22 protein-coding genes and 1 riboswitch are annotated in these 24,210 nt (G+C 73.7%); of the genes, 11 read left to right on the top strand and 11 right to left on the bottom strand.

The annotated features are described in order from the left end of the window. Window positions 1-85 precede the first annotated feature (85 nt). Window positions 86-328, top strand: a complete 243-nt coding sequence (locus MILUP08_RS11405) for a hypothetical protein (protein WP_007457698.1) — start codon at window positions 86-88, stop codon at window positions 326-328. 515 nt (window positions 329-843) lie between these two features. Here the strand turns inward: MILUP08_RS11405 and MILUP08_RS11410 are convergent. The 3 genes from MILUP08_RS11410 to MILUP08_RS11420 all read right to left on the bottom strand — a co-directional run bounded on the left by MILUP08_RS11410 (window position 844) and on the right by MILUP08_RS11420 (window position 3,948). Then, window positions 844-1,905, bottom strand: a complete 1,062-nt coding sequence (locus tag MILUP08_RS11410; protein ID WP_007457702.1) for a Gfo/Idh/MocA family oxidoreductase — start codon at window positions 1,903-1,905, stop codon at window positions 844-846. Window positions 1,906-2,005: 100 nt separating this feature from the next. Continuing rightward, window positions 2,006-2,671 (bottom strand): response regulator transcription factor, encoded by a 666-nt coding sequence (locus tag MILUP08_RS11415; RefSeq protein ID WP_007457703.1) that lies wholly within the window; start codon window positions 2,669-2,671, stop codon window positions 2,006-2,008. After that, complete coding sequence (locus MILUP08_RS11420) at window positions 2,659-3,948, bottom strand: sensor histidine kinase (RefSeq protein WP_039905818.1); 1,290 nt, start codon at window positions 3,946-3,948, stop codon at window positions 2,659-2,661. The genes MILUP08_RS11415 and MILUP08_RS11420 overlap by 13 nt, the downstream gene beginning before the upstream one ends. Window positions 3,949-4,111: 163 nt before the next feature. Between MILUP08_RS11420 and MILUP08_RS33740 the strand changes: the two genes are divergently transcribed. From MILUP08_RS33740 to MILUP08_RS11445, 5 genes are all read left to right on the top strand, one after another. Next, window positions 4,112-4,807, top strand: coding sequence for an SDR family NAD(P)-dependent oxidoreductase (locus MILUP08_RS33740; protein WP_007457707.1), 696 nt, complete (start codon window positions 4,112-4,114; stop codon window positions 4,805-4,807). Beyond that, window positions 4,801-6,435, top strand: coding sequence for an MFS transporter (locus MILUP08_RS11430; RefSeq protein WP_007457709.1), 1,635 nt, complete (start codon window positions 4,801-4,803; stop codon window positions 6,433-6,435). The genes MILUP08_RS33740 and MILUP08_RS11430 overlap by 7 nt, the downstream gene beginning before the upstream one ends. Window positions 6,436-6,531: 96 nt before the next feature. After that, entirely contained in the window at window positions 6,532-7,074 is a 543-nt protein-coding gene (locus MILUP08_RS11435; protein WP_007457712.1) for an SRPBCC family protein, read from the top strand. Further along, window positions 7,071-8,246, top strand: a complete 1,176-nt coding sequence (locus tag MILUP08_RS11440) for a zinc-dependent alcohol dehydrogenase (RefSeq protein ID WP_007457714.1) — start codon at window positions 7,071-7,073, stop codon at window positions 8,244-8,246. The genes MILUP08_RS11435 and MILUP08_RS11440 overlap by 4 nt, the downstream gene beginning before the upstream one ends. A gap of 98 nt (window positions 8,247-8,344) precedes the next feature. Continuing rightward, complete coding sequence (locus MILUP08_RS11445) at window positions 8,345-9,112, top strand: TetR/AcrR family transcriptional regulator (protein ID WP_007457716.1); 768 nt, start codon at window positions 8,345-8,347, stop codon at window positions 9,110-9,112. A gap of 15 nt (window positions 9,113-9,127) precedes the next feature. Here MILUP08_RS11445 and MILUP08_RS11450 read toward each other — a convergent pair whose 3' ends face one another. Beyond that, the gene (locus tag MILUP08_RS11450; protein ID WP_007457717.1) at window positions 9,128-9,967 is read right to left on the bottom strand and encodes a helix-turn-helix domain-containing protein; all 840 of its coding nucleotides are present in this window, start codon (window positions 9,965-9,967) and stop codon (window positions 9,128-9,130) included. 134 nt (window positions 9,968-10,101) lie between these two features. On the opposite strand from MILUP08_RS11450, the gene MILUP08_RS11455 reads away from it, so the two are divergent. Next, a complete protein-coding gene (locus tag MILUP08_RS11455; RefSeq protein WP_007457719.1) occupies window positions 10,102-11,019 on the top strand; it encodes an SDR family NAD(P)-dependent oxidoreductase in 918 nt (305 codons plus the stop codon). An 8-nt stretch (window positions 11,020-11,027) separates the two neighbouring features. Continuing rightward, complete coding sequence (locus MILUP08_RS11460) at window positions 11,028-13,187, top strand: hypothetical protein (protein ID WP_007457721.1); 2,160 nt, start codon at window positions 11,028-11,030, stop codon at window positions 13,185-13,187. A gap of 17 nt (window positions 13,188-13,204) precedes the next feature. On the opposite strand, the gene MILUP08_RS11465 is transcribed toward MILUP08_RS11460, so the two are convergent. From MILUP08_RS11465 to MILUP08_RS34450, 3 genes are all read right to left on the bottom strand, one after another. Beyond that, the gene (locus MILUP08_RS11465; protein ID WP_007457723.1) at window positions 13,205-13,600 is read right to left on the bottom strand and encodes a hypothetical protein; all 396 of its coding nucleotides are present in this window, start codon (window positions 13,598-13,600) and stop codon (window positions 13,205-13,207) included. After that, a complete protein-coding gene (locus tag MILUP08_RS11470) occupies window positions 13,597-14,046 on the bottom strand; it encodes a hypothetical protein (RefSeq protein ID WP_007457725.1) in 450 nt (149 codons plus the stop codon). The genes MILUP08_RS11465 and MILUP08_RS11470 overlap by 4 nt, the downstream gene beginning before the upstream one ends. A gap of 327 nt (window positions 14,047-14,373) precedes the next feature. Next, entirely contained in the window at window positions 14,374-14,550 is a 177-nt protein-coding gene (locus MILUP08_RS34450; RefSeq protein ID WP_007457726.1) for a hypothetical protein, read from the bottom strand. Window positions 14,551-14,696: 146 nt separating this feature from the next. Here MILUP08_RS34450 and MILUP08_RS11475 point away from each other — a divergent pair, with 146 nt between their 5' ends. The 3 genes from MILUP08_RS11475 (at window position 14,697) to MILUP08_RS11485 (ending at window position 21,301) form a co-directional block, all read left to right on the top strand. Beyond that, entirely contained in the window at window positions 14,697-18,164 is a 3,468-nt protein-coding gene (locus tag MILUP08_RS11475) for an ATP-binding protein (protein ID WP_007457728.1), read from the top strand. 71 nt (window positions 18,165-18,235) lie between these two features. Further along, window positions 18,236-19,858, top strand: coding sequence for a Na+/H+ antiporter (locus MILUP08_RS11480; RefSeq protein WP_051065696.1), 1,623 nt, complete (start codon window positions 18,236-18,238; stop codon window positions 19,856-19,858). 144 nt (window positions 19,859-20,002) lie between these two features. Next, window positions 20,003-21,301, top strand: a complete 1,299-nt coding sequence (locus MILUP08_RS11485; protein ID WP_039905821.1) for a hypothetical protein — start codon at window positions 20,003-20,005, stop codon at window positions 21,299-21,301. Window positions 21,302-21,310: 9 nt separating this feature from the next. Here the strand turns inward: MILUP08_RS11485 and MILUP08_RS11490 are convergent, their stop codons facing one another. The 4 genes from MILUP08_RS11490 to MILUP08_RS37275 all read right to left on the bottom strand — a co-directional run bounded on the left by MILUP08_RS11490 (window position 21,311) and on the right by MILUP08_RS37275 (window position 24,031). Beyond that, window positions 21,311-22,057, bottom strand: coding sequence for an amino acid ABC transporter ATP-binding protein (locus MILUP08_RS11490; RefSeq protein WP_007457734.1), 747 nt, complete (start codon window positions 22,055-22,057; stop codon window positions 21,311-21,313). Then, window positions 22,054-22,839, bottom strand: a complete 786-nt coding sequence (locus tag MILUP08_RS11495; protein WP_007457737.1) for an amino acid ABC transporter permease — start codon at window positions 22,837-22,839, stop codon at window positions 22,054-22,056. The genes MILUP08_RS11490 and MILUP08_RS11495 overlap by 4 nt, the downstream gene beginning before the upstream one ends. 39 nt (window positions 22,840-22,878) lie before the next feature. Next, a complete protein-coding gene (locus MILUP08_RS11500) occupies window positions 22,879-23,808 on the bottom strand; it encodes an ABC transporter substrate-binding protein (protein WP_007457741.1) in 930 nt (309 codons plus the stop codon). Window positions 23,809-23,911: 103 nt separating this feature from the next. Next, window positions 23,912-24,031: a putative leader peptide gene (locus MILUP08_RS37275; protein ID WP_337588107.1), complete on the bottom strand. Its 120-nt coding sequence runs from the start codon at window positions 24,029-24,031 to the stop codon at window positions 23,912-23,914. 34 nt (window positions 24,032-24,065) lie between these two features. After that, a riboswitch (SAM riboswitch) is annotated at window positions 24,066-24,177 on the bottom strand. Window positions 24,178-24,210 lie beyond the last annotated feature (33 nt).

A 24,210-nucleotide genomic window follows, 5' to 3' on the forward strand; every position in this document is an offset into this window, starting at 1 on the left:
CGGGCACCACATGAATCCGGCGGCCCGGGCCTGTCCTGCCGATCGCAGACCGGTGCGGGCACGGCATCTTGGCTAGAGTCTCGCCGTGGTTGTGGTCAACATGGTGGAGAAGTTCGGTGTGGACGATGTCCTCGAACGTTCATGGGAACTGCCCCCAGACGTCGTCGAGCCGCTGCGCACGCATGTCGACGTGGCGCCCGGCGAGTGGGTCGTGAACTCGTGGCCCATGACAGCGCAGCTTGCCTCCATCGTGCAGCCCTGGGTTGATGAGCCCATCGATCTCACGACGAATTCCTGGTTCGTCAGCTCTGCGCAGGCCACTGCTTGACGCGAGTCCTTGGGTCATCGGAGGCGGTCAAAGCTGCGTTCCACGACATCGCGCTTGCGGTAACAACTCAATCGGTGGCAGATCTTGGACACTTTCCGTTAGTCAGGAACGGAAAGTGTCCAAGATCTAGCCCGCCAACTCTCCCTCGCGCCCCAGTCGGCGTCGCGCAACGGACGGGACCCTCAGCAGCGGTCTCCTCGGCCAGTTGTCGACTAAGCGTCCGCCCCTGCTCGCTCCGCGCCCGGTGCTGCTCGTCGGTGGCGACCCGGCCACCGCCGTACTCGCTGTGTTGGTCCTTCCAGTCCGACCACGCCCGCAGCCCGGCGGCCAGCTCGGCCGAGAGGCCGAGCGTCTCCGGGCTCACCATGCCCACGGCCTCGCGGCTGGAACGCCCACCGCGAGCGGAAAGCATTCCCCCACGTCGAGACCGGGAACGCGCCGTAGTCGAACGCGACGTCCAGTCGCCGCACACCGGGCAGGCCAGGCCACGCCGCCGGAACTCCCGCATCCCCGGGTCAGGCGGTCGGGACCGGCAGCACCACGCCCTCGGCCGCCGACCGGTGCGCCAGCTCGATCAGCTCGACCGTGGCGACCGAGTCGCGCGGGTCCACCGGCAGCGGCGTGCCGTCGCGCAGCGCCGCCGCCACCTGGGCGTAGAAGCTCTGGTACGACCCGGGCACGGTCGGCACCGGCCGCAGGTCGCCGTCGACGCCGAGCAGGCCGTACCGCTCCGGCGGCACCTCGCCCCAGCCGGGCTGGTCCGGCCGGCCGCCGTCGTGCAGCGCCGCCTCCTGCACGTCCAGCCCGTAGGTCGTGTAGCCGGCCCGGTCGCCCAGCACCCGCAGCCGCGGCCCGAGCTGAGCGGTGATCGCACCCATCCACAGGTGCGAGTGCACGCCGTTGGCGTGCGTCAACGCCACGAACGCGTCGTCGTCGACCTCGGCGCCCGCGCGGCGGCGGTCGACCTCGGCGTAGACCCGCTCGACAGTGCCGAAGAGCTGCACGGCCTGGTCGATGAGGTGCGCGCCCAGGTCGAACAGAGCCCCACCGGCCTCCTCCGGCCCGGCAAGCTCCCGCCAGCCCGGCTTGATCGCGGGGCGGAACCGCTCGAAGCGGGACTCGAAGCGCAGCACCCGCCCCAGCTCGCCCCGCTCCACGAGCCCACGGGCGGTCAGGAAGTCGCCGTCCCAGCGGCGGTTCTGGAACACCGTCAGCGGCACTCGGAGGCGGTCGGCCTCCTCGACCAGCGCCCGGGCGTCGGCGGCGGTGGGGGCCAGGGGCTTGTCGACGACGACCGGCAGGCCGGCCGCGAGGGCCGCCCGCGCCATCGGCACGTGCTGCCGGTTCGGCGTGGCGACCACCACCAGGTCCAGAGCTTCCGGGGTACGCCACAGCTCGTCGGCGTCGTCGACCAGGCGGGCGTCCGGGAAGTGCTGGTGCGCCTGCTCGCGTCGCTGCGGATCGCGGGTGACGATGGCGTCCAGCCGCAGACCGGGTGTCGCGGCGATCAGCGGCGCGTGGAACACCCGACCCGCCAGCCCGTACCCCAGCAGACCAACCCGCAGCGCCTCCGCCATGCCGTACTCCCATCTCCTGGCCCGCGCCCTGGACCGGCGGCGGTGCCGGTGCTCGAATCTACGCCGCGCGCCGCCGGGCCCGATCCGGGCCCGGCGCTGGTCAGCCCACCGGGTCGGCGCGTAGATAGGTGAGCACGGCGAGCACCCGGCGGTTGGTGTCGTCGCTGGGTGGTAGGTCGAGCTTCAGCAGGATGTTGCCGACGTGCTTGCCGACGGCGGCCTCGGTGACGTGCAGACGGGCGGCGATCGAGGCGTTGGAGCGGCCCTCGGCAAGCAGCGCCAGCACCTCCCGTTCCCGGGCGGAGAGCGCGGCGAGCGGGTCGCGGGGGCGGTGCAGCAGTTGCCGCACCACGTCCGGGTCGATGGCGGTACCCCCGTCGGTGACCCGCCGCAGTGTGTCGACGAACTCGGTCACCTCGGCCACCCGGTCCTTGAGCAGGTAGCCGACCCGCTGGCCGTCGCCGCTGTCCAGCAGCGCCGCGGCGTACCCCGTCTGCACGAACTGGCTGAGCACCACCACCGGCAGGCCGGGCCGCTCGGCGCGCAGCGCGACGGCCGCCCGCAGCCCGTCGTCGCGCCGACCGGGTGGCATCCGGATGTCGGTAAGCACCAGATCGGGCTGGTGTGTGCGGGCCGCCTCCAGCAGTTCCGGCGCGGAGCCGACGGCGGCGCACACCGTGAAGTCGAAGCGGGTCAGCAGCGCGACCAGGCCCTCGCGCAGCAGTACCTCGTCCTCGGCGAGCACCACCCGGGTCACCTGCGACATGGCAGCTCCACCCGGACCAGGGTAGGCCCGCCGGGCGGGCTGGACAGCAACAGCCGTCCCTCGGCGGCGGCGACCCGGTCGGCGAGACCGGTCAGGCCGGTTCCCCGGGCCGGGTCCGCGCCGCCGTGCCCGTCGTCGGACACCTCGACCACGAGGTCGCCGCCGACCCGGGACAGGCGCACCCCGGCGCCTGTCGCCCCGGAATGCCGGGCCACGTTGCTCAACGCCTCGGACACCACGAAGTACGCGGTGGTCTCGACGATCTCCGGCAGCGCGCCGTCGACGTCGGCGTGCACGGTCACCGCGACGGGAGCGGCGTCGGCCAGCTCGCGTACCGCGCCGGCGAGACCGAGGTCGGTGAGGCTCTGCGGCCGGATGCCGTGCACCAACTGCCGCAACATCACCATCAGCCCGCGCGCCTGGTCGTGCGCCACGGCGAGGGGCCGGGCGGCGGGGGAGTCCTCCGGCACGTCCAGCCGGGCCAGGCCGAGCTGGAGGGTGAGGCTGGTCAGCCTGGGCTGCGCCCCGTCGTGCAGGTCCCGTTCGATGCGGCGCCGTTCCGCCTCGTACGCGCCGACCAGCCGGGTACGGGAGCGGGCGACCTCGCGCAGCGCGGCCGCGTCGACAGGCGAGGTCAGCGCCCACCGGGCCACGGCGGCCTGACCGGCGGCGAGCAGCCCCACCCCGTAGCAGAGCACCGGGAGGAGCAGCACTCCGACGATCGCGTACGGGACGGCTTCGCCGGTGCTGTCGATCGGCTGCCAGATCACGACCGGTTCGTTGTCCCCGGCCAGCCAGGGGCTGGTGACCATCCCGACGTCGAGCAGCACCAGCACCAGGAACACCCAGTACGCGACAGGCACGAAACCGCCCAGCCAGAACAGGTACGCGACCTCCCGCCAGGTCGCGGCGCTGCGGTAGCGGGCGGCCAGGCCCGGCCACGGCGACGAGGGCAGCGGACGGTTGTCGACGAGCCGGACCCGCCACCGCTCGACGGCGCCCACCACGACGCTCAGGAGCGGGGCCAACACCACCAGGATGATGCTGCCGGTGATCAGGAACAGCATCAGCGCGATGCTCGGCGGTCGGCCCTGCCGCCGGAGCGTGCTGACGACGGGCAGCAGGGGCGCGCCGATGACGAGCAGCCCGACGGCGAGCACGCCGGCGATCGGCACGGTGCTGACCAGGTAGGCCAGCGCCCGCCACGGCCAGGCGGAGATCAGCCAGCCGCGGCGACGCAGCGACGCGGCCAGGTGCGAAGGGTGTTCCGAGGTCATGCCGCAGACGCTAATCGCCGGTGAGGAGCCGACCCAGCCGTCCAGATCCCCTTTTCGGGGTATGCCCAGCACTACCCGCCAACGGGTGTGCGGGGTCCGGAAACGGGAAGAACGCGCCGTCACGCGATCCGTGTGACCTGGTGGCGTCGGCGGCTGGAGAGACATGGGTGCCAGAACCTTCGTGGTGGTCGGCGGTACCAGCGGGCTGGGTCTCGCGGTGGCCCGACTGCTTGTCGACGAGCACCAGGTGGTGGTGTTCGGCAACGAGCCGGCCGAGGTCGCCGCGACGACCGACGAGCTGGGGTGCGGCGGCGCGGTCTGCGACGTCTCCTCCTACGAACAGGTCCGGGACGCGTTCGCCGAGGTGGTGGGTCGCTACGGCACCGTCGACGGAGTGGCGGCGTGCGCGTCGATGTGGGCGGGCGGCGACCTCGGGGACCTGTCCGTGGAGCACATCCGGCGGGCCGTGGACATCAACGTCCTGGGTACGACGTACCTGCTGCGGGAGGCGCTGGAGCAGCTGCACCGGCAGGGCTACGGGAACGTGGTGTACATCGGCGCGATGGCGCTGGCGGCCCCCCGGCCCGGCATCCCGATCTACCGGGCGACCAAGAGCTACGGCAGCAGTCTCGTCGAGTCGCTGGCCCAGGCCCAGCACAGCAACCGGGTCAAGGTGATGCAGCTGCATCCCGGGCCGATGCCGACGCGCCTCCAGGAACGCGTCGGCGCCGAGTTCCTCGACGAGGTGTACGCCCTGCCCGAGCAGGTCGCCGCCGAGGTCGTCCGGCTGCTGCTGCTGCAACCCGACGACCTCTACGTCTCCGGCGAGCGCGTGCTGCGCGCGGACGGGCGGTGGTGACGGCGGCAGCCGGACCGGGGGACCGTCCGGCCTCCGCGTGGGCGCCGCTGCGCGGCGCCGTCTACCGCAACCTCTGGCTGGCCCTGCTCGCCGCCAACATCGGCACCTGGATGCAGACCGTCGGGGCGCAGTGGCTGCTGATCCACCACTCCAACGCCTCCACGCTCGTCGCGTTGGTGCAGACCGCCAGCCTGCTGCCGGTGCTGCTGCTGGCGCTGCCCGCCGGGGTGCTGGCCGACAACTTCGACCGCCGGCACCTGCTGATCGCGGTGCAGCTGTTCCTGGTGGCGGTCGCGGTGGCGTTGACCCTGCTCACCCTTACCGACCGGATGCCGCCGGCCCTGCTGCTCACCCTCACCTTCGCGTTCGGGGTCGGGCAGGCGCTCACCCTGCCGGCCTGGGCGGCGGTGATCCCGGAGCTGGTGCCGCAGGAGCAACTGCGGTCGGCGTCCGCGCTCGGCTCGATAAGCGTGAACGTGGCCCGGGCGGTGGGGCCCGCGGTGGCCGGCGTGCTGATCGCCCGGATCGGCGTCGCCCCGGTCTTCGGCCTCAACGCGGTCGCGTTCGCCGTCTTCGCGTACGCGCTGTGGCGCTGGCGGCCGACCACCGCCCGTGCCGTCGAGGTGCCCGAACGGTTCACCGCCGCGCTGCGCGCCGGCAGCCGCTACGTACGCCACTCACCGATCGTGCGCCGGCTGCTGCGCCGCGCGTTGGTCTTCGTGATCCCGGCCAGCGCGTTGTGGGCGCTGCTGCCGCTGGTGGCGGCCCGGCGGCTCGGGTTGGGTTCCGGCGGGTACGGGCTGCTGCTGGCCGCCCTCGGGGTGGGCGCCATCGCGGGCGGTGTGCTGCTGGCCGTGATCCGGACCCGGCTGTCGGCCAACCAGCTCCTGCTCATCGCGGGTGCGCTGTTCACCGTCGCGCTGGCGGTGCTGGGCACCGTACGGGTGGTGCCGCTGGTGCTTCTCGCCCTGCTGCCGGCCGGGATGGCCTGGGTGACGGTGCTGGCCAACGTCAACGCCGAGATGCAGCTCTTCCTGCCGAGCTGGGTACGGGCCCGGGGGCTCGCCGTCTACCAGGTGTGTTTCGCCGGTGGGCAGGCCGTCGGCGCCCTCGCGTGGGGTCTGGTTGCCGACATGGGCGGGCTGGTCCTCGCCTACCTCGCGGCGGCGGCGCTGATGTTCCTCGGGACCGTGACGAGCCGGATCTGGCCGCTGCCGGACCTGCGGTCGGTGAACCGCGAACCGTCGGCCTACTGGCCGCAACTGCACCTGGCGCACGAGCCGGACCCGGGCGTGGGGCCGGTGCTGGTGACGGTGCAGTACACGGTCCGGCCGGAGCGGACGGGACCGTTCCTCGCGGCCATGGACGTGGTGCGCGGCGCCCGGCAGCGCACCGGCGCGATGCGTTGGGGGCTGTTCCGGCCGGCCGAGACGACGGACCGGTTCGTCGAGGTGTACCTGGTGCCGTCCTGGGACGAGCACCTGCGCCAGCACGGCGGCCGGTTGACGGGGGAGGACCGCGAGGCCGAGGCGCGGGCGCGGGAGCTGACCGACGGCGACCCGGAGGTACGCCACCTCGTGCCGGCCGCCGCCGGGCCGGCGCTGTCCGACGACCGCGAAGGGCTCTGATCTCCGTACGCCTCATCTCGTTTCCGATTTCTGCCCACGTCATGTGCAGGACGTGATTGTCGGGGTACGAGGGGGCTCGGAGAGGGGAGGGAACCCATGGATCTGCTGGCTACCACGACCATCCGCCGGCCGGTGTCCGACGTGTACGCCTTCTGGCGTCGTCTGGAGAACCTGCCGACGTTCATGGCTCATCTGCAGGAGGTGCGCAGCACCGGGGACCGCACGACTCATTGGACGGCGAGCGCGCCGTTCGACCGCAGCGTCGAGTGGGACGCGGAGATCACCGACGAGGTGCCCGACGAGCGCATCGGCTGGCGGTCCACCGGCGACGCCGACGTGCCGAACACCGGCAAGGTGTGGTTCGTGCCCGCGCCCGACGGCGTGAGCACCGAGGTGCACGTGCTGCTGGTGTACGACATCCCCGGCGGCAAGCTCGGCGAGGCCGTGGCCCGGTACTTCGGCGAGGAGCCGCACCAGCAGCTCGACGACGACCTGCGCCGACTCAAGCAGGTCCTGGAGACCGGCGAGGTGGTGCGCTCCGACGGTGCGCCGTGGGGCAAGCGCGCCCGCAAGGAGTTTCCGCAGCGGCCGGCGCAGCCGCTGTCCAGCGACGAGATCGCCAAGGGGGAGGCGGCATGAGGGCGAACACCTGGGCCGGTCGCAACAAGGTCGAGGTCCGCGACGTGCCGGACCCGAGCATCCTCAACCGGCGCGACGCGATCGTGAAGGTCACCTCGACCGCGATCTGCGGGTCGGACCTGCATCTGGTCGACGGGTACGTGCCGACCATGCAGGACGGTGACGTGCTGGGTCACGAGTTCATGGGCGAGGTGGTGGAGGTCGGCGCCGGCGTCGACCCGGGCCGGCTGCGCGTCGGCGACCGGGTCGTGGTGCCGTTCCCGATCGCCTGCGGCGCCTGCGCGGCGTGTGCGGCGGAGCTGTGGTCGTGCTGCGAGAACAGCAACCCCAACGCCGGGATCGCGGAGAAGATGTTCGGTCATCCGGTCGCCGGCATCTTCGGCTACTCCCACCTGACCGGAGGCTTCGCCGGCGGCCAGTCCGAGTACGTGCGGGTGCCGTTCGCCGACGTCGGGCCGCTGAAGATCGAGTCGGACCTGACCGACGAGCAGGTGCTGTTCCTGTCCGACATCCTGCCGACCGGCTACATGGGCGCCGAGATGTGCGACATCCAGCCCAGCGACGTCGTCGCCGTGTGGGGCGCCGGCCCGGTCGGGCAGTTCGCGATGGACAGCGCCCGACTGCTCGGCGCCGCCACTGTCATCGCCATCGACAAGGAGCCGTACCGCCTGCGGATGGCGGAGGAGGCCGGCCACACCACGATCAACTTCGAGGAGGTGGACGTCCGCTCCCGGCTGTTGGAGCTGACCGGCGGACGCGGGCCGGACAAGTGCATCGACGCGGTCGGCATGGAGGCCAGCCACGGCAGCGCGCACCTGCACGCGTACGACCGGGTGAAGCAGGCCGTGCGGTCGGAGACCGAGCGGCCGCACGCGTTGCGGCAGGCGATCCTGTCCTGCCGCAGCGGCGGCATCGTGTCGGTCATCGGCGTGTACGGCGGCTTCCTCGACAAGTTCCCCTCCGGCGCGTGGATGAACAGGTCGCTGACCCTGCGCACGGGTCAGTGCCACGTCCAGCGGTACATGACGCCGCTGCTGCGCCACATCGAGAACGGCGAGCTGGATCCCACCCGCGTGATCACCCACACGCTGCCGTTGCAGGACGCGGCACGTGGCTTCGACCTGTTCAAGAACAAGCAGGACGGCTGCGAGAAGGTCGTGCTGAAGCCGTGACCGGGTGAGTGCCGGCGAGCGGCCGTCAGCAGGCCCTCGCCGGCACCGTACGGCGCGTGACGTACGGCGTACGACCGCGTTGTTAGGATGGCCGCACCATGGCGAGTGAGCGCAAGGCGACCGCGGATCCGGCCCGCAGCCTGGCCATCCTCTGGCGCACCCGGGAACCGACCAGCCGCAGCGCCGGGCAGGGGCTCAGCGTCGACCGGATCGTCCGGGCCGCGATCGACATCGCCGACGCCGAGGGTCTCGACGCGTTGACCATGCGTCGGGTCGGTGAGGCGTTGGGCGTCGGCACGATGTCCGTCTACACGTACGTGCCGGGCAAGGCCGAACTCGTCGACGTCATGATCGACACCGCGTACGGCGAGATGCCGCGTTCCGCCGTCGAGGGGGACTGGCGGGCGCGGCTGGAGCGGATCGCCCGCGACAACCTGGCGCTCTACCAGCGCCACAGGTGGATGCTGCGCGCCGAGACGACCCGCCCGGTGCTCGGCCCGCACCTGGTGGCCAAGTACGACCACGAACTCGGCGCGGTCGCCGACATCGGGCTCACCGACGTCGAGATGGACGCGGTGCTCACCCTCGTCCTCGGGCACGTGAAGAGTTCCGCGCGCGCCGCGTCCGAGGTGGTCGACCTGGAGCGGGAGACCGGCATGACCGACGGCCAGTGGTGGCAGTCGCACGCGCCCTGGCTGGAGACGTTCCTGACGGCCGACCGCTACCCGACCGCGTCCCGGGTCGGCACCGCCGCCGGCCAGCAGCACGGCGGGGCGTACGGCCCGGAGTACGCCTTCGAGTTCGGCCTGCAACGCGTCCTCGACGGCATCTCGGTGGTGGTCGCCGAGCGGGCGGCCACCCCATAGGCCGGAACGGCTCCTTCAATTTTTCTGGCTCGTGTCTGGCGCTGAAACGGCTGCGCCCAGCCGGGCGAGCGCACGGTCGGACGGGCTGTCCGGCTCGGCGTGGTAGACGACCAGGGACTGACTCGTACCGTTGATCGTGAGCTTCTCGTAGCGCAGCTCCAGCTCGCCCACGACCGGATGCCGGAACACCCGTAGTCCACCGCCCGCGCGGACGGCGACGTCGTGCCGGGCCCACAACCGCCGGAACCGCTCGCTGCCGGCGGACAACTCCTCCACCAGCGCGGTGAGTCGGGGATCGTCCACCTCGACGCCGACCTGGGCCCGCAGGCCGGCCACCGCGTTGGCCGCGACCGCCTCCGCGGCCGGGTAGAGCGCCGGCACGCTCGGGTCCAGGAAGACCGCGCGCAGCAGATTCACCCCGACCCGGTAGATCGGCGTCAGCGCGGTCGCCATCGGGTTGGCGAAGAGCACGTCCAGGTGCCGGCCGTGCACGAAGGCGGGCGTCCGCGCCCACGAACCGACAAGCTGTCGGATGCCCACCGGTACCCGTTCCGGGCGTCGTACCGGCCGGCCGGCGGGCGCCTGACCGCCGAGGCGCCGCAGGTGCGCCGCGGCCTCCACGTCGAGCAGCAACGCCCGGGCCAGCGCGTCGAGCACCTGCGCGGACGGGCGCCGGTCGCGGCCCTGCTCCAGCCGCAGGTAGTAGTCGGCGCTGATGCCGGCCAGCAGGGCCAGCTCCTCGCGCCGCAGGCCGGGCACCCGCCGCCGGCCGTGCGCGGGAAGCCCGACGTCGAGGGGACCGATCAGGTCGCGCCGGGCGCGCAGGAATTCGCCCAGCGGGCCGGCCGTGCTCACCCGCCCATCGTAGGAGGCCCGCCCGGCCCGCCCAGCCTGGTCCTGCCACTACCAGGAAAACCAGGAACCCGGATAACGGGCGGTTGCCGGGTGACAGTGTTTGACAGGAAGCGTGATCGAGACAGGGGCTGCAGATGACCGAGCGAATCAGGACGCCATTCGGTTTCGCCTCGACCGCCGACGAGGTCCTCGCCGGAGTCGACCTCAGCGGTAGGCGGGCCATCATCACCGGAGGCGCCGCCGGCATCGGCGTCGAGACCGCCCGCGCGCTGGCCGCCGCCGGTGCCGAGGTGGTGCTCGCGGTACGCCGGGTCAGCGCGGGTGAGCAGGCCGCCGCCGACATCGCGGCCAGCATCGGCGCGGACCGGGTCACGGCCCGCGAGCTGGACCTGGCCGACCAGGATTCGGTACGCCGATTCGTCGCCGGCTGGGACCAGCCGCTGCACATCCTGGTCAACAACGCCGGGATCATGGCGCTGCCCGAGCTGGAGCGCACCGCCGAGGGCTGGGAGATGCAGTTCGCCACCAACTTCATGGGGCACTTCGCGCTTACCGTCGGCCTGCACGACGCGCTCGCCGCGGCCGGTGGCGCCCGGGTGGTGTCGGTGAGCTCCAGCGGCAACCTCTTCTCGCCTGTGGTCTTCGACGACCTGCACTTCGCGTTCCGGCCGTACGACCCGCTGCTTGCGTACGGGCAGTCCAAGAGCGCCGAGGCGTTGCTTGCCGTCGAGGCGACCCGCCGCTGGTCCGGCGAGGGCATCCACGCCAACGCGCTGAACCCCGGCGCGATCGCCACCGGCCTGCAGAAGCACACGGGCGGGCTGCGTACGCCCAAGGAGCGGCAGAAGACACCGCAGCAGGGCGCCGCCACCTCGGTGCTGCTCGCCGCGTCCCCCCTGCTGGACGGCGTCGGCGGTCGCTACTTCGAGGACTGCGCCGAGGCGCCGGTGGTCACCGAGCGGCCCGCCGACTACACAGGCGTCGCGGCGTACGCGGTCGATCCGGGCAATGCCGAGCGGCTCTGGACCGTGGCGTCGGACCTCCTCGCGTAGCGGCCCCGATGCCGCAGGCAGCGCCGCGCCACGGCGACCAACCGCGCTGCGACGACGTGGTGGAGTTGCGGGTGCACGGCGTGTCGGGGGCGCGGCCCTCGGTCATCCTGGGCGCGGAGCGGGTACGGCAGGTCGCGGGCGACGCCCGGGGAGGCTTCCACCGCCGCGACGGGCCGGACAGCACCGACCCGGACGGGGTGACGCTGGAGGCGTACCGCTGGGGTGATCTGCCCTCGGGCACTGTGGGCCGGACGCTCGCCATGGTCCTCCTGCTGCCGTTCATGCTCAGCAACGCGGCGGTGTGGATGCGGCCCACCGGCAGCGGCGCCGCCGGGGTCACCGTCCTGTGCCGGCTCCTCGCGCTCAACCTCACAGTGGTGTACGTGGTGTCCATCGCCGGGGTCGCCCTCGACCTGCTCGCCTGGCGGTGTCTCGGCGCGGCCGCCTGCCGCGCGCCCTTCGACACCCTGGCCGGGCTCGACGACCGACCCGTCGGGCAGCGGCTGGCCATGTCGGCGCTGCTGCCGATCGTCGCCGTCGGGGTCCTGCGACTGCTCGGCACCCGCCGCCCCCGCCCGGCCGGCAACCCCCTGTGGGCGGTGGAGCCGCTCGTGGTGCGGCTGCGGGCGATCCACGTCGCGGCCGCGCTCGCCGTCCTCGACCTTCTGCTCCTCACGGCCCGTCGCGGCGGCGGCGCGACGCCCGGGACGACGGTGCTGCTGACGCTCAGCGCCGCGGTCCTGGTGGCCTGCGTGGGCCTGCTCGTCGCCCCGGGGTTGATCGACCGGGCAGCGACCGCCCGCATCGCCACGGTGACCGCCCGAGCGACGGGCGTTCTGGCGGCGGGTCTGACGGTGGCGACTCTCGTGGCTGTCGCGCGCGACGAGCGCGGCTGGCAGTCGTCGGCCGGGCTCCCCGGCTACGACGGGATCACCGGGGGCGCCCTGCTCGGCCAGATGGTGCTGCTGGTGGTGCTCAGCGGCGTGGTGCTGTGGCACCGCGGCCGGTCCGCGCTGCCCCGAGGGCTGGGCGCGGCGCTGATCGCGGCCATCGCGGTTGGCCTGACCGGCGCGTTCTCCGCCGGTCTGGTCTACCAGGCGGGGGTGCTGCTCGGTGGCTACCGCGGCGACGGAGGGCCGCCGTTGCCGTACCGCTGGACGTTGCTGGCCTTCTTCCTGCACGTGGCCGTGGCGGTGCTGCTGTGCGGGGCGATGACCCTCCTGTCCCGGCGTCGCCGTCGCGGGGCGGCGGAGGCGATCGTCGCCCGCGACTTTCCCGCGCCGCCGCCGGAGGCGACCGGACGGTTGCGGCGGGTCACCAAGGCGGTGGCCCGGGCGCGGTTCACCGAGTGGGTGGGCCTGCTGGCGGCCACGTACGCGTCTCTGGCGGTGGTCGGGCTGGCCACGAGCCTGCTCGGGCAGTTCGGGCGCGAGCCGGACGAGCTGGCGCGGCACTATCTCCGGCTGCCGGCCGGTGCGGTCGGGATGGGGCTCGCGGGGGGTACGTACCTCCTCGCCGCGGTGCTCCTCGCGTTGGTGTTGGGAGGTCTGTTCGCCTATCGGAGGGCGTGGTTCCGCCGGTACGTCGGGATCCTCTGGGACCTGGGCACCTTCTGGCCCCGGGCCGCACACCCGTTCGCGCCCCCGAGCTACGCCGACCGGGCGGTGCCGGAGTTGGCCGACCGGATCGGCCAGCTGACCGAGCGGCACGCCGGGGTGCTGCTGTGCGGGCACAGCCACGGCTCGGCGTTGCTGGCCCTCGCGGTGCTGCGGCTGCCCCCGAGCGTGCGCCGCCGGGTCGCGCTGCTCACCTACGGCTCCCCGCTGGACCGCCTCTACGCCCGGCTCTTTCCGGCGTACCTCGACGAGAAGGTGCTGCGCGAGGTCGGGGAGCGGGTCGGGTGGCGGTGGCTCAACCTCTGGCGGGACACCGACCCGGTCGGCGGTTGGATCTTCGCGGCGCACCGACCCGGTGAGCCGCCGTCGGAGACGACCGATCCGGCCGGCCGCGTCGACCGGCGGCTGCGCGACCCCGCCGGCCTGCTGCCGTCAGCGGGGGAGCGTCGACCGCCACCGGTGCGCGGCCACCACCCGGGCGAGTCCGACCCCGCGTTCCGGGCGGCCGTCCGTGACCTCGTCGGCCGGCTGCGCTCCCCGGACGGCGGTTGAGCCGCCGGCCGGGCCCGTCACCGGTCCTCGGACAGCCGCTCGGACTCCGCGACCACCGAACGGATCTTGCGCAGGGTGGCGTCGGGGGCGTGCACGGCGGTACGCCACCGATCGAGCGTGCGGGTCAGCACCCGGACGACGAACTGCAACTGGTTGACCTGCTCGCGCAGCAGCCCCAGCTCGGATCGCGAGGTCACCGCCTGGCCCTCCAGCTCGGTGATCCGCGTCTGCAAGGGCTGCACGAGTGTCAGTGCGGCCTCCGTCAGCGTGTCGGCGGCGTCGGCCTTGAACTTGCCGCGCTGCGACACGACAGTGGCGATGGCGGCCAGGCCGGTCGTCCCGCCGAGGATGCCGAGCAGGCTGAGCAGCGCCTGGACCCACTGCGGCGCTTCGGGTGTCGGCGCCGAGATCACGTGACACCTCCCACGACCCGTCGGTGCGTCGCGCACTGGTGGTCGTACGCCAGACAGCGCAGGTCGGCGGCGACCTGGGCGGCCCGCCAGAAGGCGCCCAGTGGCATCGCGCTGATCAACGACGCCGCGACGAGGCCCTGTGTGCCGGACACCGCCACCAGCGCCACCGCGTACATGCCGGTGATGGTGCCGAGCACCAGGACGGACGCGAACTCGATGCCGAGGCCGGTGGACAGTCGACCGGGCCACAGGATGCCCGACAGCCCGCCCACGCCGACCACGATCAGGGCGACCTCCCAGCCGAGCTGGAGGGGTTCCGGCATGGACAGTTGGACCGACGGTGACCGGACGTCGAGCACGAGCAGGAGGAACCCACAGATGGGCGTCGTGACAAGTGCGGCGACCTCGAACGGCTGGTTCTTGGCCCGGGGGCGGAGATGTCCCACGGCGACTCCTTGATCGGACCACGATCGCCGGCTCCCCACCGGGTCGAGGTCGTGCCAGCTCGCGCGCACGATCAGGTTCGCCGGTGGCGTGTGGACGGTCGATGGTCGAGGCGATGGACGACTCGCCGTCGTTGGCTGCCGGTATCTGCTTGTGTAGCACCGGCGACCGGGTTCCGTCCACCCGACGCGACGTCGTCTTTCCGCAGGTCAGAGGCGGTTTACCGGACGTGTGGGTGGTTCACGCGCGAGGGGTGGCGGGCACGCCGGCGACCCGTCGCGATTGCTGACGGAAGTGTCGGAAATGCTACGGCGTCGTCCGGCCCCGGATCAGCGCAGCAGCAGGTCGCGCAGCGCCCGGACGACCACTGCCGGCGCCTCCTCCGCCATGAAGTGACCGCAGGTGACCGTCTGGTGCTCCAGGTCCGGGGCCCAGGCCCGCCACACCGCCGCCGCGTCGTAGCCGAGCGCCGCGCCCCAGTCCTGCTGGAGCACGGTCACCGGCATCCGCAGCCGGTTGCCGGCCGTCCGGTCGGCCGTGTCGTGGACGGAGCGCCCGTCGCCGTCGTACGTCGTCGAGGCTGCCCGGCGATGATCACCAGACGGTCAGCGCCGAATCAGTGCGGGCCGGCACGGCCGCCTAGATTGGTGCCATGACCAGGCAACCGACGCCATCGGTGGGGGTGACGTTCGGCGTGCTCGGACCGGTGACCGCCAGCACCGCGGGCGGTCCGGTCCCGCTGCGGGGGCCCCGGCAGCGCCTGGTGCTGGCCCGGTTGCTGATCGCCCACGGCCGGGTGGTGCCTGTGGAACGCCTCGTCGACGACCTGTGGGAGGTCCCCCCGGACGGCGCGGTGGGCGCGATCCGCACCTTCGTCGCCGACCTGCGTCGGGCGTTGGAGCCCGACCGGCCGCCCCGGCAGCCACCCCGCCTCCTGGTCACCGAGCCTCCGGGGTACGCGCTGCGGGCCGCCCCGGACGCGGTGGACGCCTACCGCTTCGAGGCGGCAGTCGGCGAGGCGGGACGGCTGCTGACCGGGGAACTCCCCGGGCCGGCCCTGACCGCGCTGGACGAGGCGCTCGCGCTCTGGCGCGGGCCCGCGTACGCGGACTGCGCGGGCGCCCTCTGGGCCGTCGCGGAGATCAACCGCCTGGACGAGTCGCGGATGCTCGCCGTCGAGCGGCGTGCCGAGGCGCTGCTCGCGCTGGGCCGTCCGGACGAGGCCGCCGCCGACCTGCCCGCCCACCTCGCCGGCCATCCACTGCGGGAGGACGCGTGGCGGCTGCTCGCGCTGGCCCGGTACCGCGCAGGCCGGCAGGGCGAGGCGCTGGCAGCGCTGCGCGAGGCCCGCGACGTGCTGGTGGCGGAGCTGGGTCTGGACCCGGGGCCGGAGCTGCGTCGGCTGGAGGCCGACATCCTGGCCCAGGCGGCACACCTGACCCCCGCCGTGGCCGTCCCGGACCGTGCCGGACCCGTTCGCGACGGCGCGTCGGGACCGGCGCCGCGGCGGCCGTTCGTCGGACGGGACGTGGAGCTGGAGCGGCTGCGGCACGCCGGCCGGGTCGCCACCGCGTCCGGGCGGCCCACGCTCGCCCTGCTCAGTGGGGATCCGGGCGCCGGCAAGACCGCCCTGGCCGAGGCGCTGACCCGGCAGCTCGCCGCCGAGGGCTGGACCACGGCCTGGGGCCGCAGCCCCGAGTACGAGGGCGCCCCGGCCGCCTGGCCGTGGACCCAGATCACCGACACGCTCACCGAGCCGGCAGCGTCGCGCGGGCCGGTGGGGCCGGGCGGGCCGGTGGGGTCGGGCGGGCCGGTGGGGTCGGGCGGGCTTTCCGGGTCCGGCGAGCCTTCCGGGGTCGACGTGCCGGTGGACGGTGGCGGGACGGCCGGGACCGGCGACGCGGCCGATCCCGCCGTGGCCCGCTTCCGTCGGCACCGGGCGGTGGCGTCGGTGGTCTCCGCCGTCGCCGACCGGGCGCCCGTCCTGCTGGTCCTGGACGACCTGCACCGCGCCGACGGCGACACACTGGATCTGCTCACCGCCCTGCTCACCGGGCCGCAGCCGGCCACCGGGCCGGTGCTGGTCCTGGGCACCTACCGGGCCACCGAGATCAGCCCGGAGCTGACCGCCGCCCTGGCCCGCTCCGCCGGGCTCGAACCGGTGCGCGTGTACCTCGGCGGCCTGTCTCCCGAGGCGACCGGCGAGCTGGCCCGCGCCCTCGTCGCAACGGAGCTTGACCCGCCGACCGTCGGGCTGATCCACCACCGCAGCGGCGGCAACCCGTTCTTCGTCCGGGAACTGGTCCAGTTGTACGCCGGCGCGGGAGGCTCGGCGCTGGCGGAGGTGCCGCCCGGGGTGCGTGACGTCATCCGGCACCGCCTCGCACAACTGCCCGCGGCGACCCGTACCGTGCTGCGGCAGGCGGCGGTGCTCGGCCGGGACGTCGACCCCACGGTGCTCGGCGCGCTGACCGGCGACCCGGCGGTGCTGCTGGACGCCGTGGACCGCGCGTTGCAGGCCGGGTTCCTGACCGAGCGCGAGCCCGACGGTCAACTGCGGTTCACCCACATCCTGGTCCGCGACACGCTCTACGCCGACCTGTCCGCGGCGCGTCGCGCGGCCTGGCACGCCGCCGTGGCCGAGGCGTTGCAGCGGTGTCAGCCCGTCGACCCCGCCACGCTCGCCCACCACCTGCTGAGCGCCGGCGGGCCGGCCGCAGCGCTCCGGGCCGCGGGCTACGCCCGCACCGCTGCCGAACAGGCCGAACGCGACGGCAACCCGCACGAGGCGGCCCGGCTGTGGGCGCAGGTCGTCGACGCGTACGACCGGGCCGGCGGGACCGAGCGGCGCGAGCGGTTGAGCGCGGTGCTCGGTCTGGGGCGGGCTCTGGCGGTGACGGGCCGGTTGGCGCGGGCGCGCGGATGCCGCGCCGAGGCGATAGCCGACGCCGAGGCGGTCGGTGACCCCCGGCTGGCGGCGGAGGTGCTGGCCGGGTTCGACGTGCCCGCCATCTGGACCCGCAACGACGACGACAGGCTCTCCGAGCGGATCGTCCGCGCCGCCGAGCACGCCCTGACCGGCCTCGGCCCGACCGGCTCGGCGCAGCGCAGCCGGCTGCTGAGCACGCTCGCGCTGGAGCTGCGCGGCACCACAGGTGACCGAGGTCGCCGGGCCGCCGCCGAGGCCGAGCGGATCGCCCGGACCGTCGCGGACCCGGGGTTGCTGGCCTTCGCGCTGAACGCGCGCTTCATGCACGCCTTCCACCGCGTCGGGCTGGCCGCCGAGCGGGCCCGGATCGGCGCGGAGCTGGTCGACCTGGCCGCCGCGCGCCAGTTGGTGACCTTCGAGGTACTGGGTCACCTCATCGGAGTCCAGTCGTGCTGCGCGCGGGCGGACCGGGCCGGAGCGGACGGGCACGCCCGCGCCGCCGACCGCCTCGCGCAGCGGTACGAGCTGCCGCTGGTCGGGGTCTTCACCGGCTGGTACGCCGCGCTGCGCCAAGCGTTGGACGGCGACCGGGAGGCGGCGGCGACCGCGTACCGGGCGGCTGCCGAACGGCTCCCCGCCGAGGCCATGCCGGGGTTGGCCCACGGTCTGCTGCCCCTCGCCCTGCTCGGTCTGCGCCTGTCCGACGCCGTCGGCGCCGACCCACTGGCGCACGCCCCGGCAGGTGCGCGCCGAACACGTGTCGACGTGCCGGCCGGTCAGCAGCCGATCCCCGGGCCGGACGACGAGGACTGGGCGAGCCTGGACTGGGGGCCGTACGAGCCGTGGGTCCGACCGCTGCTGCTCGCCGCGGACGGCGACCACGCCGCCGCCCGTGCGGCGCTGCGGGTCCTCCCGGACGGGCCGCACGACCTGCTGCGGGAGGTGCGGCTGTGCCTCACCGCCCGGGCCGCCGTCGCCGTCGGCGACCGGCCCACCATGGAGCGGGTCGCCGCCGCGCTCCGGCCGGCCGCCGACGAACTGGCCGCCGGCAGCGGGGTGCTCACCGTCGGCCCGGTGGCCGGGCACCTCGCCGACCTGGCCACCGCCCTGGGCCGCGACGAGGAAGCCGCCGGGCACCGCCGTACGGCCCGCCTGCTCGTCGCGCGCGCCCGCGCCGACGATCCGACCTGAGCCCGGCCGGGGCCTTTCCGTGGCCGGCGACTTGCCGGTTCGTGTGGAACGGGCATCCGGGGTGCGGTCAGATGGAACCGCCGGCGTCCGTCGCCGGCCGGGGATCGAGGGGGTACGCCGTGGAGGTGCTCGTCCTGATCGTGGTGCTGGGCGGCACCGTCCTGGTCGGGACCACCCTCGGCGGCAGGTACCGGGTCGCGCCGCCGGTGCTGCTCATCGCCTTCGGAGTGCTGCTCGGGTTGGTGCCGCCGCTGTCCGAGGTGACCCTGGAGCCGGACCTGGTGCTGCTGATCTTCCTGCCCGCGATCCTCTACCGGGAGAGCCTCACCATCAGCCTGCGCGAGATCCGGGCCAACCTGCCGGTGATCGGGCTGCTCGCCGTGGTGCTCGTGGTGCTCACCATGGTCACGGTGTCGCTTACCGCGCAGGCGTTCGGCGTGAACCCGGCGGCCGCCTGGGTGCTCGGCGCGGTCCTCGCGCCGACCGACGCCGCCGCGGTCACCGGCCTGGCCAAGCGGCTGCCCCGGAAGCTGCTCACCACCCTGCACGCGGAGAGCCTGATCAACGACGGCAGCGCCCTGGTGATCTTCGCGGTGACCGTGGGTCTGCTCACGCACAGCGACAAGCCGGGGGTGCTGGGCATCGGCGAGGAGTTCGTCGGCGCCGGCGTCGGTGGGGTGGTCGCCGGTCTGCTGGTGGGCGCCGTCGTGGTGCTCATCCGGAAGCGACTCGACGACCCGTTGCGCGAGGGGGCGTTGAGCGTGCTGACGCCGTTCGGCGCGTTCCTGCTCGCCGACTCGGTGCACGCCAGCGGTGTGCTGGCGGTCGTTGTCGCCGGCCTGGTGCTGGCCTACGCCGGTCCCCGGGTGATCCGCGCCCGGTCCCGGGTGCTGGCGTACGCGTTCTGGGACCTGTCCACGTTCCTCATCAACGGCGGACTGTTCGTGCTGCTCGGCACGCAGATCCCCCGCGCGGTGCGGAGCATCTCCAGCACCTCGCCGGGCCGGGCCCTGGCGATCGTGCTGGTGGTCACCCCGGTCGTCGTCGCCACCCGACTGCTGTTCGTCTACCTGACGACGGAGTCGGCGAGGCTGCGCCGCCGCCGGATGCTGGACCAGGACCAGCCGACATCCGGCTGGCGGGTGGGGACCGTGGCCGGCTGGTCCGGTTTCCGGGGCGCCGTGTCGCTCGCCGCCGCACTGGCCGTCCCGACGATGACGGCCGCCGGCACACCGGTGGCCGAACGCGACCTGATCATCTTCGTCACCGCGCTGGTGATCGTCCTGATCATGCTGGTGCAGGGCACCACCCTGCCGCTCGTGGTGCGCTGGGCGGGGCTGACCGGCGACCCCGAACGCGTCGACGAGACCCGGCAGGCCCGCCAGCGCGCCACCCAGGCCGGCCTGGACGCGCTGCCCCGCGTCGCCGCCGAGGTCGGCGTCGAGGGGGAGACGGTACGTCGGTTGCAGGCCGAGTACCAGCGGCACCTGGAGGACTTCAACGAGAGCGGTGGGCGTACCGCCGAGGAACGCCGGCTGGACCGCCGACTGCGCCTCGGGGTCCTCGCGCACAAGCGGCGGGAGCTGACCCGGCTGCGCGACAACCGGGAGATCGACGACCTGGTGCTCCAGGAGCTTCAGGCCGCCCTGGACAACGAGGAGATCCGGCTGCTGGGGCGGGGACCCAACGACTGAAAACCCGCCGGGACCGCTGGTTCGGGCCTGACGGATTGGTGACACCGCCCCACGCAGGTGCGGGACGTTCGGCCACGTCGTCGGCGGGTACGGTGAAAGGCGGTTCGGCGTCCGTCGATGTGTTCGGTCCGCGAGGGGGTGCCCGTGACCACCGGAGCGAGCGAGGCCGACCTGCGGGCGGTCACCGAGCGCGAGTTCCTCGACGAGCTGGTGGCGGTCACCCGCGAGCGCGTCGCCACCGAGTTCCTCTACCTGATGGCGTCCGACGACGCGGTCGTCGGTGTCCAGTGGGAGCAGCCCGGCGTGGACCATCTGCGCCGCTACCGGGTGCGCGACGCCTGCCCGCACTGCGTCGTCCTCGCGGGGGTGCTGGCGCTGGCGCCGGTGCTGCCGCTGGACGTGCTGCGCGCCGGGCGCGCCCGACCCCAGTACGAGACGGTGCTGCGCACCGGCCGGCTGCCCCACCTGGCGTTCGCCCGTCCGTCCGGTCCGCCCGGCGCGAGCTGGCTGGGCGACTGCCACGCGGTCGACGGTGACCCGCACTCGACCGCCGACTGTCCCCGCCACGCCATGCCCCCGCCCACCGGCGACCCGCTGGAGCTGCGCCTCGGGTCGCTGTCCCGGGCCGTCCGTGAGCTGTACCCGCACGACGGCGCCGCGACCGCCGACCTCCACCAGCGGCTGCGGATCGCCCAGGACTGGCGTGCCGACGCGCAGGCCGTGGCGAGCGGCATCCGTGAGGCGGCGGCGACCTGGGCGTTCCTGCGCAACTCCTGCGTGCTGGGCGTGCCGGTGCCCGGCGTCGACGGTCTCGTGCTCACCCTGCCGCCGGGCCGGGCCCCGGACGACCGGCCCCTGGCCGAGCTGCACGCCGCGACGGTGCGCGCCGTGCCCCAGGGTGGTGGCCCGCTGCCCTACCAGGAGCGGGCCTGCCTGCTGCCGGAGTCGGCGTCGGGAACGCGCCGCATGCCGACGTACGCCGGGGCGGTGGACCTGACCGCCGCGGCGCCGGTGCGCACGCTGCGTCTGCCGTCGCCGCGGCGGCCGTTGAGCACCACCGGCCGGGGCGTGCTGCTGCTGTACGAGGCCCGACACGCCATGGGCCGGCACGTGGCGAGCGCCCCGGTGCGCGACAGCGCGTACTGGGATTCCGAGGCGGCGTTGAACGTCTTCGAGTTCACCCTGCTGGAGCGGGTCGCCGGTCGGCACTACCAGGAGGCGGTGGCCGCCTACGTCCAGGCGCTGCGCCGCGAGGGCGACCTGCTCGCCCGCCCGCACAAGGTGCTCGACCGGCGTCGACGCAAGGCGTTGTCGCTGGCGTTCGGCGGGCTGGACGACGAGGAGCTGCACCTGTGGGCGTCGGTCGCGTACCGCAACGCCATCCTGGAACTGCTCGGCGACCTGAAGGCGTTCGCCGGGCACCTGCGCCGCCAGGCGGGCTGAGCGCCTGGCTCAGAGCACCTGGGCGAGGAAGCGGCGCAGCCGGGGATGCTCGGCCCCCTCGAAGATCCTTTCCGGCGGGCCGGCCTCCAGCACCACACCCCGGTCCATGAAGGCGACGGTGTCGGCGACGTGCCGGGCGAAGCCCATCTCGTGGGTGACCACCACCATGGTCATTCCGGCGGCGGACAGGTCGGCCATCACCCCGAGCACCCCCTTGACCAGCTCCGGGTCGAGCGCCGAGGTGGCCTCGTCGAAGAGCATCACCTCGGGCCGCAACGCCAGCGCCCGGGCGATCGCCACCCGCTGCTGCTGACCACCGGAGAGCTGCGCCGGCCGGGAGTCGGCCCTGCCGGCGATCCCCACCAGCTCCAGGTGGGCGCGGGCGACAGCCACCGCCTCGTCCTCGCCGAGCTTGCGCAGCCGACGCAGCGCCAGGGTGATGTTGCGCAGCACGCTCAGGTGCGGGAACAGGTTGAACTGCTGGAAGACCATGCCCACCCGCTGGCGCAGCGCGTCCGGGTCGTCGCGCAGGACGCTGCGTCCGTCCAGCAGCACGTCGCCGCGGTCGGGCTCGATGAGCCGGTTGAGGGTACGCAGCAGAGTGGACTTGCCCGACCCGGACGGTCCGATCACGCAGGCCGTCGCACCGCGCGGCACGGTCAGGTCGACGCCGCGCAGCACGCGGTTCGGCCCGAAGGCCAGGTGGACGTCGCGCGCCTCAAGGCTGACCGAGGTGGTGGTCGCGAGGGTGGTCATCGCCGGTCCCCTTCCGTGCTGCCGTCCGTGACGCCGGACAGCGCCACGTCCTCGTCCTCGTCGTCGGGCGCGGTGGCCGGCCGGCCGTGGCGCAGCCGCCTGTCGATCGCGTTCACGACGTGCGTCAGCGGGACGGTCAACGCCAGGTAGAACAGGCCCGCCAGCAGCAACGCGGACTCGTTGCCGGTGGTGGCCGCGTAGTCCTGCCCGATGCGGAACAGCTCCCGCTGGCTGGCCACCAGGCCGAGGAAGTAGACCAGGCTGGAGTCCTTGATCAGCGCGATGAGCTGGTTGACCCAGGCGGGCAGCACCCGCCGGATGCCCTGCGGGATGATCACCAGCCGCATCGCGTCGGCCCAGGAGAAGCCGAGCGCCCGCGCGCCCTCCAACTGGGTGGCCTCCACCGACTGGATGCCGGAGCGGAAGATCTCCCCGATGTACGCCGCCGCGATCAGCGACAGCGCGAGGATGCCCAGCGGGTACGGGTCCGGTCCCCAGACCCGCATGCCGAGCGGTGCCAGCCCGACGCCGATCAGCAGGATCGTCGCCGCGGCCGGCAGCCCCCGGAACACGTCGGTGTAGACGCGGGCCGGCCAGCGCAGCCACCGACTGCGGGAGATGCCGGCGACGGCCAGCAGCAGGCCGAACACCGTGCCGAGCAGGGCGGCGGAGACCGCCAGGATCAGCGTGTTGGGCAGCCCGACGGTAAGCATCTCGGGCAACGCCTCGCGCATCGCGTCGGCGTCGAAGAAGGTCTCCCACAGCGTGCTCAACGGATCCATCGGTCGCCTCTCCTACCGCCCCGCTCGCTCGTCACCGGTTCAGGACGCGGCCGACGCCGACGGCACGGCCGACGCCGACGGCACGGCCGACGCCGACGGCACGGCGGACGCGGACGGCACGGCGGACGCGGACGGCGCCGCGACGGTGCCGCTGCCCGGGGTGAAGTCCGCCGGGATCGGCCGGCCCGGGTAGTACTGGGCCTGCAACCGGCTCCAGGTGCCGTCGGCGATCACCTCGTCGAGGCCCTTGTTCAGCGCCTCGCGCAGCTTGTCGCTGCCCTTGGCCACTGCGTACGCGGTCGGCGCCGGGCTGAGCTGCTTGGCCGCCACGGTGATCTTGCCGTTGCTGTCGGCGGCCGACTTCTCGCCGATCTCCGCCGGGGCGATCCACGCGTCGGCGGTGCCCGCCTTGAGCTGGTTGATCGCGCCGTTGTAGTCGGGTACCCGCACCGGGTCGAGCTGCTTGCCGGTGGCGTAGTCGTCCTGGACCGTGCCCTGCACCACGACGACCCGCTTGCCGGCGAGCTGGTCGAACCCGGTGATCGGCGAGCCGGCCGGCACGTCCAGGCCGAAGTAGCCGAAGTCGTAGCCGTTGCCGAAGTCGACTGTCTTCCTGCGCGCCTCGGTGATCGTGATCGAGGAGCTGCCCACGTCGAACTTGTGGTTGTTGACCTGGGAGAGCAGCGCGGAGAAGTCGGTGCCGACGAACTCGACGGTGAGGCCGAGCTTGCCGGCGACCGCGGTCAGCAGGTCGTTGTCGAAGCCGGTGAACTTACCGTCCTTGAGGTACACGTTCGGCGGGGCGTCGGTGAGCGTGCCGGCTCGCAGCACGCCGGCCTGCGCCAGGCCGTACGGGTTGGCGGCGGTGTCGGTCGACGCGTCGTCGCCGCAGGCGGTCAGCGCCGTGGTGGCCAGGACGGCGGCCGCGCCCAGGGCGGCGACGCGGGTCAGGGCAGGAAGGAATCGCACAGGTGTCTCCGAAAGGGGTGCGTCTCGGCGGGCACGGACATGCGCCGCCGACGGTCCGCCCGATGGGCGTACCGCGGGAAATGGGTGTGGGGAGAGGGACGCGTCAGTGCGCGGTGCGGCGGCGACACGCCGCGCTGCACATTCGCATCAGGTCCACGTGCCGTCGCCGGGTCAGGGTCGGCGTGAGCCGACCGGCCGGTGGGGTGGAGCTGAGGATGCGCATACGGTCTCCCGGGTCTGGTGCTGACCTGGGTGCCAGGCCACGCTTGCACCGGCGTCCTGCCGGTGCCTGGTCTTCACCCGGGGCACCCCACCGCGGAGGAGGGTTGCCGGCCAGCGAGCCGGGGCTTCGCGCTGGCGCTCATGACCTGCGCCGAGGCTAGCAGCCCCGCCCGGTGCACC

The sequence above is a fragment of the Micromonospora lupini str. Lupac 08 genome, assembly GCF_000297395.2.
Lineage (GTDB): Bacteria > Actinomycetota > Actinomycetes > Mycobacteriales > Micromonosporaceae > Micromonospora > Micromonospora lupini.

Coding starts and splice junctions, on each gene's coding strand:
- MILUP08_RS33740 (WP_007457707.1), top strand. CDS start 4,112: ATGGGTGCCAGAACCTTCGTGGTGGTCGGCGGTACCAGCGGGCTGGGT.
- MILUP08_RS11480 (WP_051065696.1), top strand. CDS start 18,236: ATGGAACCGCCGGCGTCCGTCGCCGGCCGGGGATCGAGGGGGTACGCC.
- MILUP08_RS11420 (WP_039905818.1), bottom strand. CDS start 3,948: ATGACCTCGGAACACCCTTCGCACCTGGCCGCGTCGCTGCGTCGCCGC.
- MILUP08_RS11460 (WP_007457721.1), top strand. CDS start 11,028: ATGCCGCAGGCAGCGCCGCGCCACGGCGACCAACCGCGCTGCGACGAC.
- MILUP08_RS11435 (WP_007457712.1), top strand. CDS start 6,532: ATGGATCTGCTGGCTACCACGACCATCCGCCGGCCGGTGTCCGACGTG.
- MILUP08_RS11410 (WP_007457702.1), bottom strand. CDS start 1,905: ATGGCGGAGGCGCTGCGGGTTGGTCTGCTGGGGTACGGGCTGGCGGGT.
- MILUP08_RS11455 (WP_007457719.1), top strand. CDS start 10,102: ATGACCGAGCGAATCAGGACGCCATTCGGTTTCGCCTCGACCGCCGAC.
- MILUP08_RS11440 (WP_007457714.1), top strand. CDS start 7,071: ATGAGGGCGAACACCTGGGCCGGTCGCAACAAGGTCGAGGTCCGCGAC.
- MILUP08_RS34450 (WP_007457726.1), bottom strand. CDS start 14,550: ATGCCGGTGACCGTGCTCCAGCAGGACTGGGGCGCGGCGCTCGGCTAC.
- MILUP08_RS11495 (WP_007457737.1), bottom strand. CDS start 22,839: ATGGATCCGTTGAGCACGCTGTGGGAGACCTTCTTCGACGCCGACGCG.
- MILUP08_RS37275 (WP_337588107.1), bottom strand. CDS start 24,031: ATGCGCATCCTCAGCTCCACCCCACCGGCCGGTCGGCTCACGCCGACC.
- MILUP08_RS11415 (WP_007457703.1), bottom strand. CDS start 2,671: ATGTCGCAGGTGACCCGGGTGGTGCTCGCCGAGGACGAGGTACTGCTG.
- MILUP08_RS11445 (WP_007457716.1), top strand. CDS start 8,345: ATGGCGAGTGAGCGCAAGGCGACCGCGGATCCGGCCCGCAGCCTGGCC.
- MILUP08_RS11490 (WP_007457734.1), bottom strand. CDS start 22,057: ATGACCACCCTCGCGACCACCACCTCGGTCAGCCTTGAGGCGCGCGAC.
- MILUP08_RS11475 (WP_007457728.1), top strand. CDS start 14,697: ATGACCAGGCAACCGACGCCATCGGTGGGGGTGACGTTCGGCGTGCTC.